Raw genomic sequence first — 18,020 nt, forward strand, 5'->3', positions numbered from 1 at the left:
GGACGGATTCGAACCATCGAAGGCAGTGCCGGCAGATTTACAGTCTGCTCCCTTTGGCCACTCGGGAACCCCTCCAGAGGATTTTTATACTTAGTAAGATGTTTTCCCAACTCATCTCCCAAGTGCGGAGCGAATCATAGCAAACTCGCTCAGGCTGTAAAGCGTTTTTCTTACGTTTTTACGTTGAATGCTGTCTTTTTGGGCAAAGATGGTAGAAAGTCAGCGTTTTGTTTGTCCTTTGAACAGAAGAGAGGCGCGCTTTTTACTTGAATTTACACTACTTGACGTTAAACACCGTATCTACTGATAAACTGTAAGCAGTTTAATGACATAAGTTTATTCGTTTAGAAGTCAATATCATGAGCATGAAAGCCACGTTATCGTTATCTGTTTTAACGCTTTCTATATTACTGAGTTCTCCATCGGTTTGCGCTGCGATGCGAGGAGGCTCAGCGGTTACTGTTGTGACTGAACAAGTAGAAACGCATGAGATCAATCAATCCTTAACTCTTATCGGCAAATTAAAGGCAGCGGAGTCTGTGGTTGTCGCATCGGAAGTCGCCGGCAAAGTGAATCAAATCGCTGTTAAAGCGAATCAAAATGTCCAGCAAGACCAGCTATTAATTAAGTTAGATGACGATAAGGCTCAAGCCGCTTTGATTGAGGCAAAGGCGTATCTAAAAGATGAACAGCGTAAGTTAAAAGAGTTCCAACGTTTGGTTAAGCGGAATGCGATTACTCAAACTGAAATCGATGCACAAAAAGCCAGTGTTGAAATAGCACAAGCGAGGCTTGATGCTGCTCAAGCCAATTTAGCTGACCTCCATATTACTGCCCCATTTTCTGGCACTGTTGGTTTTATCGATTTTAGCCGCGGCAAAATGGTCAGTGCGGGTACTGAACTTTTGACGTTGGATGATCTTTCCGTCATGGAACTGGATTTACAAGTACCGGAGCGCTATTTATCGATGCTTTCTATTGGTATGGAAGTCATCGCTAAAACCAGTGCATGGGGTAGCCAGACCTTTACTGGTCAAGTCACAGGTATTGATACGCGGATCAGTGCCGAAACACTGAATCTTCGCGTGCGTATTGAGTTTGATAACCCAGAAAATCAATTGAAGCCGGGCATGTTGATGAACGCTTCACTAGCATTTCCTGCTATTAAGGCGCCAATCATTCCTGTTCAAGCACTTGAATACTCCGGAACTAAACGTTTTGTATATGTAATTGATGAAAATAACAAAGCTACTCGTCAAGAAGTGTCGCTAGGTGCTCGTGTTGGCAACGAGGTGGTGATCGAATCTGGTGTTGAGATTGGTGACAAGATTGTGGTTCAAGGCATTGTTAACATGCGTGATGGTGTCGAAGTGAAAGAAATTGTCGCGCCACTAAAAGCGAACACCACGGATGTGACACGCAATGACAGTGAATCGGATGAGGAAGAAAACTAATGTTACTGTCCGACGTTTCAGTTAAACGCCCTGTCGCGGCGTTGGTTCTGAGCATGCTGTTGTGTGTGTTTGGCTTTGTGTCATTCACCAAATTAGCCGTTCGTGAAATGCCTGATATAGAAAGCCCAGTCGTTTCTATCAGTACGCGTTATGAGGGTGCATCGGCGACTATTATTGAAAGCCAAATTACCTCCGTTTTGGAAGACCAGCTTTCTGGGATCAGTGGAGTTGATGAAATTAGCTCCACTACTCGTAACAGCATGTCGCGTATCACGATCACGTTTGAGTTAGGTTACGATCTCAACACAGGTGTGAGCGACGTGCGTGATGCAGTGGCTCGTGCTCAGCGCTCGCTACCTGATGAAGCGGATGACCCTATTGTTTATAAGAACAATGGCTCGGGAGAGGCGTCGCTCTACATCAATCTCAGTTCTGCAGAGATGGACCGTACTCAATTAACCGATTATGCCGAACGTGTATTGATGGACCGCTTTAGCCTGATCTCTGGGGTTAGCTCCATTGATCTCTCCGGTGGTTTGTACAAGGTCATGTACGTGAAGCTTAAGCCAGAACTAATGGCTGGACGTTCAGTTACGGCTTCGGACATTACATCAGCTTTGCGAAGTGAGAACCTAGAAAGCCCAGGTGGTGAAGTTCGCAACGACTCAACAGTAATGTCCGTGCGTACGGCTCGTACTTATAACACGCCTGAAGATTTTCAATATCTTGTCATTAAACGCGCAAGCGACAATACACCTATCTATTTAAAAGATGTAGCAGATGTCTTCATTGGTGCAGAAAACGAAAACTCAACCTTCAAAAGTGATGGTGTAGTAAACATCAGTCTTGGTGTGGTACCGCAGTCAGACGCAAACCCGTTAGAAGTAGCGAAGCTGGTTAGGTCTGAAGTCGATAACATCCAGAAGTTCTTACCAGAAGGTACACGTCTTGCGATAGATTACGACGCGACAGTGTTTATCGAGCGTTCAATCGAAGAGGTGTACAGCACGTTATTTATCACGGGCGGCTTGGTGATTTTGGTATTGTACATTTTCATCGGCCAAGCTCGTGCAACCTTAATTCCTGCGGTTACGGTTCCTGTTTCTCTGATTTCTTCGTTCATTGCCGCGTACTACTTTGGGTTTTCTATCAACTTGATCACCTTGATGGCGTTGATATTATCGATTGGTTTGGTGGTGGATGACGCAATTGTGGTTGTGGAGAATATCTTCCACCATATTGAACGCGGTGAATCGCCATTACTCGCCGCATATAAAGGCACAAGAGAGGTTGGTTTTGCTGTTATAGCAACAACATTAGTGCTGGTGATGGTGTTCTTACCGATCTCATTTATGGATGGCATGGTAGGTCTACTATTTACAGAGTTTTCTGTATTGCTGGCTATGTCGGTCATATTCTCCTCTTTGATTGCCCTGACGCTGACGCCTGTATTAGGTAGTCAGATTTTGAAAGCGAATGTAAAACCAAATCGATTCAATGAAGCAGTTGATCGCTTGTTTAGCAAGCTTGAGAGTGGCTATCGCGCATTATTGAAAGGCGCATTAAAAGTACGTTGGGCTGCTCCCCTGGTGATTCTAGCTTGTTTGGGCGGTAGCTATTTCTTGATGAATCAGGTACCGGCCCAGCTGACCCCACAAGAAGATCGCGGTGTGATATTCGCGTTTGTGCGAGGTGCAGATGCTACGTCGTACAATCGTATGTCAGCCAATATGGATATTGTCGAAGACCGATTGATGCCATTACTAGGGCAAGGTTATCTGAAGTCATTCAGTATCCAAACGCCAGCGTTTGGTGGCCAGGCAGGAGACCAGACAGGCTTTGTGATCATGATTCTAGAAGATTGGAATGAACGTGATATCACGGCTCAGCAAGCCCTTAACAAAGTACGGAAAGAATTGGCGGGTATCCCAGATGTTCGAGTGTTCCCATTTATGCCAGGTTTCCAAGGTGGTTCGAGTGAGCCAGTTCAGTTCGTATTAGGCGGCTCTGATTACGATGAGCTCGTTGTTTGGGCTGAAATGCTAAAGAACAAAGCAGAAGAATCACCAATGATGGAAGGAGCAGAGATAGATTACTCGGAAAAAACGCCTGAGTTATTGGTTACAGTTGACCGACAGCGTGCCGCAGAGCTAGGAGTCAGTGTTAAAGACATTTCTGACACCCTAGAAATCATGCTCGGTGGTAAAAGCGAAACGACTTATGTTGAGCGTGGCGAAGAGTACGATGTGTATCTTCGCGGTGATGAAAATAGCTTTAATAATGCTGCAGATTTAAGTCAGATTTATCTACGCACGAATAGCGGTCAGCTAGTGACGTTAGATGCGGTCACAAAAATTGAAGAAGTGGCGGCCTCTATTCGTCTTTCTCACTACAACAAACAGAAGTCCATCACTATTACTGCCAACCTGTCGGAAGGTTATACATTAGGAGATGCGCTGAATTACCTAGACCAGGAAGCCATCGACAACTTACCGGGTGACATTTCGGTGAGTTATTCGGGGGAGTCGAAAGACTTTAAAGAGAACCAAGCGAGTGTTGCTGTTGTGTTTGCATTGGCACTACTAGTGGCGTATCTCGTGTTGGCGGCTCAGTTTGAAAGCTTCATAAACCCGTTAGTGGTCATGTTTACGGTGCCGATGGGTGTATTTGGTGGCTTCCTTGGTTTGGTTATTATGGGCCAAGGTATGAACATTTATAGTCAGATCGGCATGATCATGTTGATTGGCATGGTGACGAAAAACGGTATTTTGATCGTAGAATTTGCCAATCAGCTACGTGATCGTGGCGTTGGGTTTGAAAAAGCGATCATTGATGCTGCCGCGCGACGTCTACGTCCAATCTTGATGACTGCGTTTACCACACTTGCTGGCGCAATTCCGTTGATCGTATCGACAGGGGCGGGTTATGAGAGCCGTATTGCCGTGGGTACGGTTATCTTTTTCGGGATGGGGTTTGCGACATTGGTGACCTTGTTTGTTATCCCGGCAATGTACCGATTGATTTCGGCGAAAACACAAGCACCAGGTCATGTAGAAGCAGAGTTAAACAAAGCAATTAGCCATGATACGAAGGGCCGTATAGCGCACCCTTAAATCAAACGTTAAAACATAAAAGCCGAGGTAATAACCTCGGCTTCTCTTTATCGGTTTAAAGTTAGCTCGGAAGCGTTCGATTAGAAGCGTTTCCCTAGGCTGATTTGTACACCTTCGTAGCTGTCGTAAAAATCTTCAAAACCCATATCCGCGACATTATAAATGTACTCTGCGCGTAACCAGATATCTTTGCTCATATCCCAATGGACACCAGCACCGATGTTGAATAGCGCGCCTGAATCATCTGTGACTTTTTGTTCGTTTGGAACATACATTTCAGCTTGAGTGCCAAGCGCAGTTACGCGACCAAACAGTGACAGCGGCGTATCGCCTAAGTTATCACTTGTTACAACAGCAGACATACCTGCTTGGTAATAGTGAAGATCTAAGTCAGTTTTTAGAGCATCGTTCTTAAGTTCATTTTGTGAATAGCGCAGAACCCCTTCAAACGCGAGGTATTGGTTTACATGGTAACCCCAGCCAACTGTGATATGTGGTGTTGACCACTCATTGTCTCTATCCGAGCCGAAGTACGGTGTATCAAAACCAACGTTACCAGTACCCAGATAAAAATAAGATTGATGAGCTTGTTCTTGAGCAGCTAAAGTTGGCACGCTAATGGTCAAGGCAGACAATAATAGAATGGCGTTTTTCATAACTAGACGATAACCTTGGTAAAAGACCGTTGTAATGATTTGTTTAAATGTTAATTTAATCAATAGGATGGATGGTAATTATCATATCAGCTTTTATCAAAGGTAGTGATTTTAGAATGGGAATTGTTGCGCTAAAGCATACTTCTTACTCATGACTACCGACTAACTAGATATGGTGACGAAAGCTAGTTAAATAAGAGAGAAGGAAAGGAAAGTGGCTGAATTCAAATACAAAAACTTGACTCAAGAAGAACAAGATAAGTTAGACGCGGCGACATTTCGCCGTTTATTGGCGCATTTAGATGCCAACAAAGACGTACAAAACATCGACCTGATGATCCTTGCGGGCTTCTGTCGCAACTGCTTTAGCAAATGGTATAAATCTGAGGCTGAAAATCTCGGTTTGGATTTAGATATTGATGACGCTCGCGAACGTGTTTACGGCATGACTTACGATGAATGGAAACAAAATCATCAACCAGCGGCAACGCCAGAACAATTGGCTGCGTTTGAAGCGCGCCAGAAAAAGTAAAACCCAGCGATAAAAACAGCCCGCATGAAGTTGGGCTGTTTTTTTAAAGTCCAGTTTGCACGTTAAGCGTTAGTTGAGCCGCAACAAGCTGGCTCAACGCAACCTTTTGCTTGAATGACTTTGAGTTGAGCTAAGTAAGGTTGAATATCGCCGATGTTCTCTTTTACCCATGTTAAGTCATAATACGTATCTAGGTAACGCTCTCCAGAATCACATAGAAGCGTCACGATAGAACCCTTCTCACCGCGTTGTTTCATCTCACAAGCCAATTGCAGCACACCGTAAAGATTGGTGCCTGTTGATGCGCCGACTTTACGCCCAATCAGCTGAGATACCCAATGGGCGGTTGCCACACTGGCAGCGTCTGGAATTTTGCGCATCTCGTCAATAACACCTGCAATAAAGCTTGGCTCGACACGTGGTCGACCGATGCCTTCAATTTTGCTGCCGGTCTCACCTTTTAATGAGTGATTACCTGACTGAAAAGCATCGTAAAACACTGAGTTTTCAGGGTCTACCACGCAAAGCTTAGTGTCGTATTTTTGGTAACGAATAAAACGGCCAATGGTTGCTGATGTGCCGCCTGTTCCAGGACTCATCACTACCCAGCTAGGAATCGGGTGATCTTCTAACTCCATTTGGCTAAAGATAGAGTTCGCGATGTTGTTGTTACCGCGCCAGTCAGTAGCGCGTTCAGCATAAGTAAACTGGTCCATGTAGTGACCATTTAACTCTTGAGCCAAGCGTCGAGACTCGTCATAAATCTGATCTGAGCGCTCTACAAGATGCGCTTTACCACCGTAAAACTCAATTTGTTCAATCTTTTTACGTGCGGTGGTTTTCGGCATAACAGCAATGAACGGTAAGCCAAGCAAGCGAGCAAAATACGCTTCCGAAACGGCAGTGCTGCCTGAGGACGCTTCAATCACTGTGGTTTCAGGACCAATCCATCCGTTACAAATCGCATAAAGAAACAACGAGCGTGCCAATCGGTGTTTCAGAGAGCCTGTTGGATGCGTGCTCTCATCTTTTAGGTAGATATCGATACCATCAAGAGAAGGCAGTTCAAGTTTAAATAAATGAGTATCAGCAGAACGTTGGAAGTCTGCTTCAATTTTACGCACTGCATTGTTGATCCAATTGTGGTCAGTACACATGGCGTCTCTCCTTGGGAAATCGATAGATAAGTATTAGATAGGGATAATTTATCTATAATTTTCGAGAAAAACTTTGCTATTGTTACTCTTAATAAAGATTTTTGTAGAAAAATTTTCTACATTTTATGGGTTTATAGAAATGAGTTTAGATCGAATAGATAAGCAGCTGCTTGCTTTACTACAAACCGACAGCACCTCGTCATTAAATGACGTGGCTGAGCGAGTCAATCTTACTACAACACCATGCTGGAAGCGCTTGAAAAGGTTGGAAGAAGAGGGCTACATCGAAAAACGCGTGGCGTTGTTAAGTGCAGAAAAGCTCGAGCTATCTTTCATTGCATTTGTTCAGTTAAAAACGATTGATCATTCCGAAGGTTGGTATCACCATTTTGTTACAACTGTGAGTGACTTTCCTGAGGTAATGGAGTTTTATCGTATGGCTGGCGAGTATGACTACATGATGAAAGTACTAGTCAAAGATATGAAGTGTTTTGACGAATTCTATAAGCGGTTAGTTAATAGCGTAAAAGGGCTATCTAATGTGACTTCAACATTTGCTATGGAGTCCATTAAATACACAACAGAGTTACCAATCCTAAAATAACTCACCCTATAAGAATTCTATCTAATGTTAATTCTACCTTTTAGTATTTTAAATGTTAAAAGGTAGTTTGATTATGCTTTTAAAACTATTTCCTATCAGATTTTCATAAATATAAACGATATTTATTCTCTCTTCTATTTTTCATTAACCATTTGTTTTTGCAGTCCATTAATCCCATATATCATAATGAAAGAAAAAATAACGCAATTTTTTCTCTTTCTTTTTCATGTTTTATTTTATTGAATATTAATTTTTACTAAATTAATGGAAGAGTTTGATTTAAACGTTTGCTTTTTGTGTTTTCATGTAATTTGGTCGCTATTTTTGAGTATTTGTTTTTAGGATTAATACAGTAGCAATTACTTAAGTAATAAAGTACTCAAAAATGGGGATAGTGATTAATAAAACATCGTATTATTATCGCCCCATCTTGTATGTAACAAAGTATTACTAAAAATGAACAGAAATTACTATTTGCTTTTTCTCGCAGCTTTACTCGCTGGCTGTGGCGGTGGGGGAGACTCTAAGCCGAACAATACGAAGACACCAACTACGGTAACAAAGCAGAACCGTCCGCAATTAAAAGTGGAAGACACGGTGTTGAAGTTTGAAGGAGTGGGAACGGTTACTGAAGCAAAACTGAGCAATGTACATGGGTCGGTATCTTACCAAGTCATTGACTCTAATCCGCCAAATGTCGTGAAAATTAATGACTCAGGAATACTACAAATTCTGCGCCCAGGAACGGCGACTATTCTTGCTACAGATAGTAGCTCTGCTTATGAATCTTCTGAAGCAAGATTTTCTGTCACTGTAGAGCGAGGCATCAATACTGAACTTTCAGTGAGTGATCTGAATTTCAATGCGATTGAGTCAGAAGGAAAAGCGTTGATCGTCCGTGGCCAAAAAGGCGAACTGAGTTATGAGGTAGAAAGTGGTCATAACTTGATTCGTGTTGATGAGAACGGTTCGGTATATTCATTAGGTTCAGTTGGTCAGGCATCGGTGCTGATTACCGATTCAGGTAACGACTTTTACTTGCCGAAACAAGTTCGCGCTACGGTTAAACTGCATGCAGTAGCTCCGGGGCAATTACAGTTCGCTTTGCTTGAAGACGAGTATCGAGAAGGGTTGACGTTAGAACCAGTGCGTTTAGATAAAGCTCAAACGCAACGTATTTCTTACAAAATCATAAATAGCGTACCAGACAGCAAGGTGGCCGAGTTGCTAGACCCTGAAACGGGTTTGCTTCTTGTTCATAATGTTGGGCGATTAACGGTTGAAGCGACTGCAACTTACAGCGACGCGTTTCTAGATAAACAGCAAACAGCGCAATTTTTTGTGGATATAAAACAAGGCAAGCGTCAAGAAATCAGCGCAGCGGATATTGTCACAACTTATGAGGAAGGTGGACGAATTTTCCCTAAGGTGACGAACGCCTACGGTGACTATGAGCTGAGAATCATTCGTGGTGAAGACGTTGTCGCTAAAACTGAAAATGGTGAAGCATTACTGATCAAAGGTGTTGGTGCTGCTGAAGTGGAAATTTACGAGCATGACATGCGTAATTATCCTGCAAGCAAAACTCGTTTTGATCTTGAAGTTAATCGCGCGCCTCATCCCGTTATAAAAGACATTGAAATGCCGCTTACCTATCAACCAAATCTTTCAATCCCTCTGGCGTTTAAAGGGCAAAAAGGTAACGTAAATCTAGTTAGCAGCTTACCTAATGGCTTACGAATGACTGACGGCAAGTTGGAGGTAGTGACTGCGGGTGAGTACGACCTTAAGTTTGAAGACGATGGTGGGGAGTTCTACCAACCTATTCAATTTAATGTCGTCATTAAAGTTGCAAAGGCTGAAGGCCAACCCATGGCAACGCACGATTATGACGTTGTATACAGCAACAAATACAGTTTTGATCTTCATCGTGATTTTGGTTTGAGTGCTGACGAGCAAATTGAGATTGTAGATAACACCGCACCAGATGTTGTCGGTGGTTTTAGTGAAGGACGTCTCCATGTGTATAAAGCGGGTAAAGCGACGCTAACTGTGCGCAGAAAAGAGAGCGCGAATTATACTGTTGGTCCTGATCAAAAAGTCTACGTGACAATTTTGAGTGCGCCGAGCCGAATTGAAGTTCAATCCGATGTGGAAGAGATTTGGAAGGTTGGCCAAACATTTGTTGCGCCGAAAATCTCTGGTACGGTTGGGGAAGTTACGTACCGATTTGCAGACAACGCAGCAACAGATGTAGTTTCCTTAAACAGCCAAACGGGTGCCATGCAAATTCTTAACGCGGGTAGCACAAAAATTATTGTTTCGGATGCGGGGGACGACAAAGTGGATCCGGGTGAAAGTAGCTTCTCGGTCACGATTAAACAAGGCACAAACCCTGTATCGGTTACTTACCCAACGGTAGAATTCTCCGCTGGTAGTGTTATCTCACCAGTGATGAGTGGTGGGACTGCGAAGGCAAGTTACCGTCTTATTAACCAAAAAGATCCTGTGGTCGAGCTAGTTTCCCCTGATACGGGGCGTTTGAAGATTTTGCACGCAGGCGAGTACCAAGTAGAGGTTACTCTTACTGGACGCAACTACAAAGCTAAAACAATCGTCGTAAATGGCACTATTAACAAAGCGAATCACCCTGGTTTAAGTGCTTCTACAATGAAGGTGGAATTTGAACCATTTAAAAAGGTTAAGCTAGACTTTGGTACACCAATAGGAAACCGCAGCTATCAAATATCCAGCTCAACAATTAAAGGAGTCGCTTCATTAGATGTTGATAAGGAAGAGCTGACGTTACTTGACCTCCCGCCAGTAAAAAGACGTTGGATTTCTCTCGACGTTTCTGAAGGAGAATCTCGAGATTACAAAGCGTTGGAAAGTAAGAAAGTCCAGCTGTATCTAAGCTTTGCAGATGAAGGTGTTGCGGATCAATATACATTGCTTGAAACTGAACAAACAGTATTGTTTAGCACGCTAAATGCACGTGAGTTTTCTAACTTAGAAGAAAGTGAGTTTGGTTTGATGAACGTTCGTTCAGTGCGTGAGCCAACGGACGAAGAATTGAAATTATACGGCAAAGGTAAGATTGCACTACTTGCATTCAAGCCGGTGGGTAACGATGACCAAACTCTAATAAAAGGAGCGTGGGTACACTTAGCTCGATTTGATGGATGTACATCAGAGCTGTTCGAAGATGATCTCAAGCCTTTTGAAGCAATTGACTATGATGACCCAGGGTACTGCACCAACGGCAGCACGATTCGTATGACTCGGTTCTTAATAATTGATGACTCGAAGATGGAAAAGGTAGAGTATGAGTTAGTAGCACCTGTGATTACTTACCGTCGTGGGGTTCGTGAATTTTTAGCAACGAATAAAGGTGGATTCTATGCCGACCCAAATGTCATTTACGGGAAAGGCGAATATGGTTACCCGAAATCACTTTACGAATGGTCGGTTATTAACATGAAGTATCAACCAAATTAATCATCGTTTGATACCCATTAAAAAAGGAGTGCGGAACAGCACTCCTTTTTTCGTGTAACGAACACGAGCTATTTCGTGTAGCGCATCACCCCTTCTTGCACGGCGGTCGCCACTAAGTGACCTTGCTGGTTGTATATTTCGCCTCGGACCAACCCACGAGTATTGCTCGCCGTTGGGCTCTCTATCGCATATAGAAGCCATTCATCCATCTTAAACGGACGATGGAACCAGATAGAGTGGTCAATGGTGGCCACTTGAAAGTTAGGCGTCATTAATGAGACTTCATGTGGATGCATTGCTGTCACAAGGAATCCCCAATCGGATGCGTAGGCCAGAAGGTACTGGTGAATTAGCTGATTCTCTGGCATTTCACCATTAGCACGAATCCAAAGGTACTGTTTGGGTTCTGCTTTTTTGGGCTTCAAAGGGTTGATAACCGTAACGGGGCGAGTTTCGATTGGCTTTTCCCCGCAAAATGTTTTGCGTAAGCGTTTGGGTAGAAATTCTGCAATATGGCTTGCGAGCTCACTCTCTGAGGCAAAGTTTTCTGGACCAGGGATATCTGGCATTTCTTTTTGATGATCAAACCCAGGTTGATCGCCATGGTAGGATGCGGTTAGGTAAAAAATAGGGCGTCCATTTTGAATTGCTTTTACGCGTCTAGTGCTAAAGCTACGGCCATCTCTCAGATTTTCTACGTCATAAATAATAGGTTTTTCTGGATCGCCAGGGTACAAAAAATAGCTATGGAAGGAGTGTACCGTGCGTGTTTCTTCAACGGTGTAGCGCGCAGCAGAAAGTGCTTGCCCAATTACTTGACCGCCATAAACTTGAGGCAAACCTAGGTTTTCACTTTGGCCACGAAACAAGCCTTCTTCTAATTTTTCGAGTTGTAGTAGGCTGAGCAATTCTCGTAGTGGTTTACTCATTGTGTCTCCTCACCGTTGTCTTTCATTCCAAGTTACCTCAACAGCCTCACTCTTGTGAAGTGGCATAGTTAAGAACTATTGAGTAACTTAGAAATAGTATTGTTCCAATTATGAAACAAAATCAATTGTTTGATAAATTCTAACTCAGTCAAACTATTGTCAAATAAAATGACAGGAAGCAGACAGTTTTATATTCCACACCTATAATTGCTTCGGTTTAATGCTCTTTTCGAGGAATATATGAAAAAAACACTACTACTTGTTACTTCTCTACTCTTTGGGGCTGCGTTAGTGGGTTGCCAAACTTCTCAAAATACAGAAATGGAATCTACAGAGGCGTCAATGAAGACGATTACAGGTACAGTGGCTTATCGCGAGCGGATTGCCTTGCCACCAAACGCAGTGGTTACTATTGCGTTAGAAGATGTGTCCTTGGCGGATGCGCCAGCAAAAGTGTTGGCGAAACAGACATTCGAAACAGAAGGTAAGCAAGTTCCTCTTTCTTTTGAGTTGAGTTACGACAGCAATGAAATCAAACCAAACCATCGTTACAGCGTTCGTGCTCGCATTGAGGTAGATGGAAAGCTGCGTTTTATCAGCGACACACATAACGGTGTTATTACAGATGAAGCACAAACTCACCAATTAGATATTCGTCTAGTTGGAACACGTTAATACGACGTACTGAGAACAAAAAATGGCAGCTTAAGGCTGCCATTTGTATTTTTTAAGTGAAGTTTTGCCAACTTCCGAGACTTCAATCCCTTCTGCTTCTAATTTCTTTTTTTGTCGCTCTAAGTCTCTGCCTTTTAAAGATATTTTTCCTTGGCTATTTACCACTCTAAACCAGGGGAGTTTGCTGTCTTCTGGTAGGTTACCCAGTGCTTTACCAACATGTCTCGCATAGCCCGGATAACCGGCCATTTTTGCAATTTCCCCATAGGTGGAGACTTTTCCTTTTGGAATTTGGTGAATTACAGCAAAGATTTGCGCTAAAAATTGGTCCATACTCAAAAGTGTCTATTTTGGATTACTAAGGAATGGTAAACCATTGGACTTGTATATTGCTAACGGTTCTTAACCCTTGTGTTGTCAGCGACTCACTTTGAAGAATTACATTTTCTGTTCTTTAGTGTCGTTGGTTGATGAGCCTTAAACAGCATGAAGCAAACGCAAGCTAAGCTTGAATCTAGACCCTCTCAACGACTTTCAATCCCAGTTTTTGCCGTTGAGTTACCAAGTAGGTGGGGAAGCCAGGAGGCGCTATGATTTTATCGACACTTCAATTTTTCGTTACGACCTTACTCGCTGTTGTCTGCGTTCGGGCGATGAGTTTGAGCGAGGGTGACATTCCCGTTCTTGCACTTATGATCCCCGCGCTGTGGGTTCTGCCACAAGGTGGGTTCGCTGGCTTAGTATTGCTGGGCGCGATGATGGCTTTTGGTGCGACACTCTCAATGCAGCCAATTGCTTTGTCGGTTGGTGTTTTGATCCTTTTCCCACTTTTAATGGTGGTGTTTTCTCGTAGAAGCTCTTTAGGCGTGTTGCTCACCGCTGGTCTTATTGTACTTACACTGCAAGTTGGTCTTATGGTCACACAGCAAGGCGGTAAGCTGGATGGGTCTGCTTGGGTTACAGTGGTTCAAACCATTGCGGTTATGGCGATGTGGTGGTCGGCTGCGCATTGGACGCCATCCAATAAACACAGCTGGTGGCCGTTGTTTTTGTTGCTCCCTTTGTGGATTGCAGGCCTACCGTACGCCGTTCTTATGGCGTTAAGTTTGACGGGAATGTTAGCGTCAATGGAAGCACTTGCGAAGCTTCAACATACCATTCGTTGGAGCAAATTATTATGTTGGACATTGCCGACTGTGGGTTTTGCCGCCTTAGTCGTCAGCCCGACCACGGATGTGCCAAACCCTGTTTTCGTGGTTTGGATCTGTTTGTTAGGGACGGCTTGGATGACTGACTATATTTTACGTAGTAGCGATGAACAGGCTGAATTATGAGTTTTTAGTCAGGTAAAAAGTGACATGTGCGGCAGAGTATCGAATTGGTTGTGGAACAAAATGGAGATTAGTATATGTTCTTCATTTCATATTTACTACACTTCCAATAATAATAACCACAATATAAGCGGTTGATTTAAGATAAGTTTGTCATGACAACTTTTGCTCGAACACTGTTGCTTTTTGCATGTTGCCTCTTGAGTTTGAATGTAAAAGCCGAAGCCCCTTTAATTGCTCATTATAAAGTCGCGACTGAAGCGGATGATGTCGTCACTCGTGTTCTTTTCAATGCTGCTTCAAAGGAGTTTGGCTTTACCGTTCAATACGTGAACTACTCCAGCTTTGATGCCATTCTAAATTCAGTAGCGAATGGGGAAGCGGACTTTGCTGCGAATATCACTTACACACAAGAACGTGCTCAACGTTTTAGTTATTCCCGCCCAACAAATATCGAATATACCTACCTCTTTGGTTTAAAAGATTCGACGTTGAGTGACATTTCGCGTGTTGGCGTCCCCAAAGATACAGTTTATGCCCAATTACTTAAACAACACTACCCTGAGCTAGAACAGATCTCTTATCAAGGTCACGAACAAGCAGTAACACTGCTACGTTCAGGTGCTGTGGATGGCGTTGTCGATGCCATTAACCAGCTCAAGCCGATGCTGATGGAGGGGTTTGACGCCAAGATGCTCAATGATCAGATTTCGATAAAGCCCGTATCCATCATCAGTAAAAAAGATCATCATCTTGAAGAGTTGGACACGTTCGCTACGTTTATTCACGGGGAAGCGGTGCAAAAGCAGCTTCGCGAAGAAATTTCCCAGTATCAATTTGAATTAAGGCGAGCAGCGTTGCGTGATTCTATTCGTTTATTACCCCTTGATTTTAATGAACCAATACGGATTAAGCTCGAATCTATCTTTCCATATGTTGTATACAACGCAGATGGTAGTGTCGAAGGGATGACGGCTGATGTAGTCCTGAGAAGCTGTGAGATCTTGGCTTTAAACTGCTTGATCATTAGTGAGCCTGGTGAAAGCTGGGGTTCTATGTACCATGAGTTTATCCAAGGTAATTTCGAAATTTTGGCGCCGTTAACGGTCAGCCGTGAGCGGCGCGCATTTAGCTACTTTCCAAAGCCCCATTACGCGCCAGCATCGGTGATGGTCAAGCGTTTAGGTTACAAACCGAGCACATACTCTCATGTTTCACAGTTGATATCTGAGCGGATTGGCGTAGTTAAGGATGACTTTTTCGATCAAATGATGACGCAACTGTTACCGCTAAAAGAACTCAAACGTTATCGTACCCAACAAGAGCTCATTCAGGGGCTACTAAATGAAGAAGTCGATTACATTCCGATGGATACGGCGATGCTCAATCATTTTTTACGTCTCAGTGAATTGGTTCCGATAGAGCAGGATACCGCTATTGGCGAGTTTTATGAGTCACAACTCTCTGTTGGATTGGTCGCGAATGAAAAAGGAGCCATGCTTGCGCCTTTCTTCAGTCGAGCGATAGCGATGTTAGAAGTTGATAAGATCATTGCTCAGTACGATGTACGCCCAGATTGGCGTACCGCACTTGAATATGAGATTCGATTAGCGACGCAAACACAAGCTGTGTTTATCTTTGTATTATTGTTTGCTATTTGTGTTTCGCTTTATCTTTACCGTCAATCGAACACTGACAACTTAACAGGGTTAAGGAATCGTCGTGCGTTGCAAGTAAAGTATCGAAAAGGAGTAAACAAAGATCTATCCATACTTTACTTAGACATTAATCATTTCAAACGAATCAATGACACTTATGGTCATCGCGCTGGGGACGAAGTTTTACAACTACTGGCGCTAAAAATTCATTATGTCTGGTCGGGAAGATGTTATCGAATTGGAGGGGATGAGTTCATATTACTGGGTTATCCTACGCAAGCCGAGTTAACTAGAGCAATGAGAGAGCTCAGTAGAATCGATGTGAAAGGCAAATTATGTAGTGATTTGGAGTCTATAAGTATCTCTATTGGTTTCTCTGCAAAAAGGGAACGGCACATGAGCTTAGAGCAAGCGATGCATTTGGCTGATGAAGACATGTACATGAGTAAGCAGTCCTCACGGCACGACTCCTCTTATCGTGACTGTACGGTTTCATCATAAAGGAATGAATTGATCGAGTTTTGTCCAAACGGTAATGAAATGATGAAATTCAAGGTTTTTGCTCTTGCATTATGAGAGCTGATACTGAATAATCTCCCCATCGATTGAGGCAAGACCTCTCGAAAAGAATTATGGGGCTCTGGTCCTCTCGCAACAATAGCTCGTGAACTCGGTCAGGTCCGGAAGGAAGCAGCCGCAGCGTGTGACTTGTGTGCCGGGATGTGGCTGGGGTCCCACCCTTTGAAAGCCCTGCGTTATCGCAGGGCTTTTTTCGTTTTTGAGCCTTCTTTTATTTTGGCTACGCTTGGTGTTCAACGTCTTCTGATGATCAAGCTTCTTGAGGTTATTTAGGTATAATTTATAATCTCATCCGCTTGATACCGAACTGTCGTGAAGATTGTTTAGGGTACGCTCGCCGAATAACCATTTTCACCTGGGATACTTTAATGATTTCAAAAAACCAATTAAAACTGCTTCGTGCTTTAGGTCAAAAGAAACAGCGTAAAGCGCATGGCTTATTCCTAGTTCAGGGTGAAAAGAACGTACTAGAGCTAGCAAGTAGTTCATTGAAGGTGAAGCAGGTTTTTGCAACAGCGGCATTTCTCGAACAAAATGCTGGTACGCTAAATCGTTTTGATTGTGTTGAAGCATCGCTTGATGAATTGACCAAAGCGAGCACGCTTGTGAGCAATAATGCGGCCATTGCTGTGGTTGAAATTCCGAGTGTAAAAGAGCCTCAAGCGAAAGGCTTGATGATTGCGCTAGATGGTGTATCCGACCCTGGTAATCTAGGTACGATTATTCGTGTTGCAGACTGGTATGGCATCAAGCACATTATTGCGAGTACAGATTGTGCTGATCCTTATAATCCTAAAACGATCAGTGCGACCATGGGCAGCTTTGGCCGCGTACAAGTGAGTTTGGTGGATTTGCCAAGTTACTTGGAACACGCCAAATTGCCAGTATATGGCGCGTTTTTGGAAGGAGAGAGCGTTCATAAAACGGATTTCGCTGCTGAAGGTATTTTGTTGATGGGCAGCGAATCTCATGGTGTGCGTGAAGCCGCAGCAAAATTCGTGACAGATAAGATCACGATTCCGGCGTTTGGCGGTGCCGAATCACTGAATGTCGCGATGGCGACTGGCATTATTTTAGACAACATGCGCCGCCAACATAGCTAACGCAACAATTACATAATAACAAAGCCAGTCAATTGACTGGCTTTGTTGTATTTTGCCTAGAAAAATCAGCCTGGCTGAATCTTGCGTTTAACGAAATACAGTGAATGTTGTTCGGTGAGTTAATTTTGTTTTAGTTCAATAGGCTGTGCCTATAAATAAAATTACTCCTTTCCATTTAGTAAAATCAGGAAATTAGGCGACACTTATCTAAAGGCCGCAATAAAATGCCCTTAAGGAGATAAGAATGCATTCATTAAAAGTAAAAGATTACATGACGTTGCAAGCGGTGACTTTCACGAAAGATATGTCACTTTCGGTAGCTTTAAACAAAGTAATGCAAAGTGTCACACTAGGTGGCCCTGTCATTGATGAAAATGAAAAAGTGGTTGGGTTTTTATCGGAGCAAGACTTATTAGATAAGTTGGTGAAAGCAAGTTATCACTGCCAAGATACACATACGGTACAAGAGTGTATGCATGATGATGTCTTATCTGTTTCTCCAGAAATGTCAGTAATTGAACTGGCTGACATGATGAAAGTTGGAAAGCCGAAAATGTATCCAGTGGTGGATGGCAACGGTAAGTTGGTTGGTGTTATCACAAGAAGAGACGTGCTGCGTGCCATAGGAATGACATTAAATGAGTGTTTTAAGCATCCCGTTTAACCTCTCTGTTTAAACTTTACGGAATATTGCTTTTAAACTGGTTTGGAAAGACGCTTCGGCGTCTTTT

At 43.2% G+C, this 18,020-nt stretch carries 14 protein-coding genes, 1 tRNA gene and 1 other RNA gene; 11 read left to right on the plus strand and 5 right to left on the minus strand.

Annotated elements, in window-relative coordinates:
* A tRNA-Tyr gene (locus R7Q39_RS02580) sits at positions 1-67 on the minus strand.
* 292 nt (positions 68-359) lie between these two features.
* On the opposite strand from R7Q39_RS02580, the gene R7Q39_RS02585 reads away from it, so the two are divergent.
* A complete protein-coding gene (locus tag R7Q39_RS02585) occupies positions 360-1,454 on the plus strand; it encodes an efflux RND transporter periplasmic adaptor subunit (protein WP_005378593.1) in 1,095 nt (364 codons plus the stop codon).
* A complete protein-coding gene (gene vmeF / locus R7Q39_RS02590; protein WP_005378591.1) occupies positions 1,454-4,567 on the plus strand; it encodes a multidrug efflux RND transporter permease subunit VmeF in 3,114 nt (1,037 codons plus the stop codon). The genes R7Q39_RS02585 and vmeF overlap by 1 nt, the downstream gene beginning before the upstream one ends.
* Positions 4,568-4,647: 80 nt before the next feature.
* On the opposite strand, the gene R7Q39_RS02595 is transcribed toward vmeF, so the two are convergent.
* The gene (locus tag R7Q39_RS02595; RefSeq protein WP_005378589.1) at positions 4,648-5,223 is read right to left on the minus strand and encodes a porin family protein; all 576 of its coding nucleotides are present in this window, start codon (positions 5,221-5,223) and stop codon (positions 4,648-4,650) included.
* 214 nt (positions 5,224-5,437) lie between these two features.
* Here R7Q39_RS02595 and R7Q39_RS02600 point away from each other — a divergent pair, with 214 nt between their 5' ends.
* Positions 5,438-5,755, plus strand: coding sequence for a DUF1244 domain-containing protein (locus R7Q39_RS02600; RefSeq protein WP_005378586.1), 318 nt, complete (start codon positions 5,438-5,440; stop codon positions 5,753-5,755).
* Between the two features lie 62 nt (positions 5,756-5,817).
* On the opposite strand, the gene R7Q39_RS02605 is transcribed toward R7Q39_RS02600, so the two are convergent.
* Positions 5,818-6,912 carry a PLP-dependent cysteine synthase family protein gene (locus R7Q39_RS02605; RefSeq protein WP_005378582.1) on the minus strand — a complete coding sequence of 365 codons (1,095 nt, stop codon included), beginning with the start codon at positions 6,910-6,912 and terminating at the stop codon, positions 5,818-5,820.
* A 139-nt stretch (positions 6,913-7,051) separates the two neighbouring features.
* On the opposite strand from R7Q39_RS02605, the gene R7Q39_RS02610 reads away from it, so the two are divergent.
* Both R7Q39_RS02610 and R7Q39_RS02615 read left to right on the plus strand, forming a co-directional pair.
* Entirely contained in the window at positions 7,052-7,516 is a 465-nt protein-coding gene (locus tag R7Q39_RS02610; RefSeq protein WP_005378579.1) for an Lrp/AsnC family transcriptional regulator, read from the plus strand.
* Positions 7,517-7,972: 456 nt separating this feature from the next.
* Positions 7,973-11,014 (plus strand): cadherin repeat domain-containing protein, encoded by a 3,042-nt coding sequence (locus R7Q39_RS02615; RefSeq protein WP_318075747.1) that lies wholly within the window; start codon positions 7,973-7,975, stop codon positions 11,012-11,014.
* Positions 11,015-11,082: 68 nt separating this feature from the next.
* On the opposite strand, the gene tesB is transcribed toward R7Q39_RS02615, so the two are convergent.
* Positions 11,083-11,943, minus strand: coding sequence for an acyl-CoA thioesterase II (gene tesB / locus R7Q39_RS02620; RefSeq protein WP_005378575.1), 861 nt, complete (start codon positions 11,941-11,943; stop codon positions 11,083-11,085).
* A gap of 240 nt (positions 11,944-12,183) precedes the next feature.
* Here tesB and R7Q39_RS02625 point away from each other — a divergent pair, with 240 nt between their 5' ends.
* On the plus strand, positions 12,184-12,618 hold the full coding sequence (locus R7Q39_RS02625; protein ID WP_005378572.1) for a YbaY family lipoprotein: 435 nt from the start codon (positions 12,184-12,186) through the stop codon (positions 12,616-12,618).
* Positions 12,619-12,648: 30 nt separating this feature from the next.
* On the opposite strand, the gene R7Q39_RS02630 is transcribed toward R7Q39_RS02625, so the two are convergent.
* Positions 12,649-12,951, minus strand: a complete 303-nt coding sequence (locus R7Q39_RS02630) for a DNA base-flipping protein (RefSeq protein WP_033905036.1) — start codon at positions 12,949-12,951, stop codon at positions 12,649-12,651.
* A gap of 257 nt (positions 12,952-13,208) precedes the next feature.
* On the opposite strand from R7Q39_RS02630, the gene R7Q39_RS02635 reads away from it, so the two are divergent.
* The 5 genes from R7Q39_RS02635 to R7Q39_RS02655 all read left to right on the plus strand — a co-directional run bounded on the left by R7Q39_RS02635 (position 13,209) and on the right by R7Q39_RS02655 (position 17,953).
* A complete protein-coding gene (locus tag R7Q39_RS02635) occupies positions 13,209-13,952 on the plus strand; it encodes a hypothetical protein (RefSeq protein ID WP_005389942.1) in 744 nt (247 codons plus the stop codon).
* 152 nt (positions 13,953-14,104) lie between these two features.
* Complete coding sequence (locus R7Q39_RS02640) at positions 14,105-16,108, plus strand: GGDEF domain-containing protein (RefSeq protein ID WP_017634751.1); 2,004 nt, start codon at positions 14,105-14,107, stop codon at positions 16,106-16,108.
* 137 nt (positions 16,109-16,245) lie between these two features.
* Positions 16,246-16,342, plus strand: an RNA gene (ffs, locus tag R7Q39_RS02645) — signal recognition particle sRNA small type.
* Positions 16,343-16,554: 212 nt separating this feature from the next.
* Positions 16,555-17,289: an RNA methyltransferase gene (locus tag R7Q39_RS02650; RefSeq protein WP_005378485.1), complete on the plus strand. Its 735-nt coding sequence runs from the start codon at positions 16,555-16,557 to the stop codon at positions 17,287-17,289.
* Between the two features lie 244 nt (positions 17,290-17,533).
* Entirely contained in the window at positions 17,534-17,953 is a 420-nt protein-coding gene (locus R7Q39_RS02655) for a CBS domain-containing protein (RefSeq protein WP_318075748.1), read from the plus strand.
* The last annotated feature ends 67 nt before the right edge of the window (positions 17,954-18,020 follow it).

The organism is Vibrio sp. 947 (assembly GCF_033339115.1).
GTDB lineage: Bacteria > Pseudomonadota > Gammaproteobacteria > Enterobacterales > Vibrionaceae > Vibrio > Vibrio alginolyticus.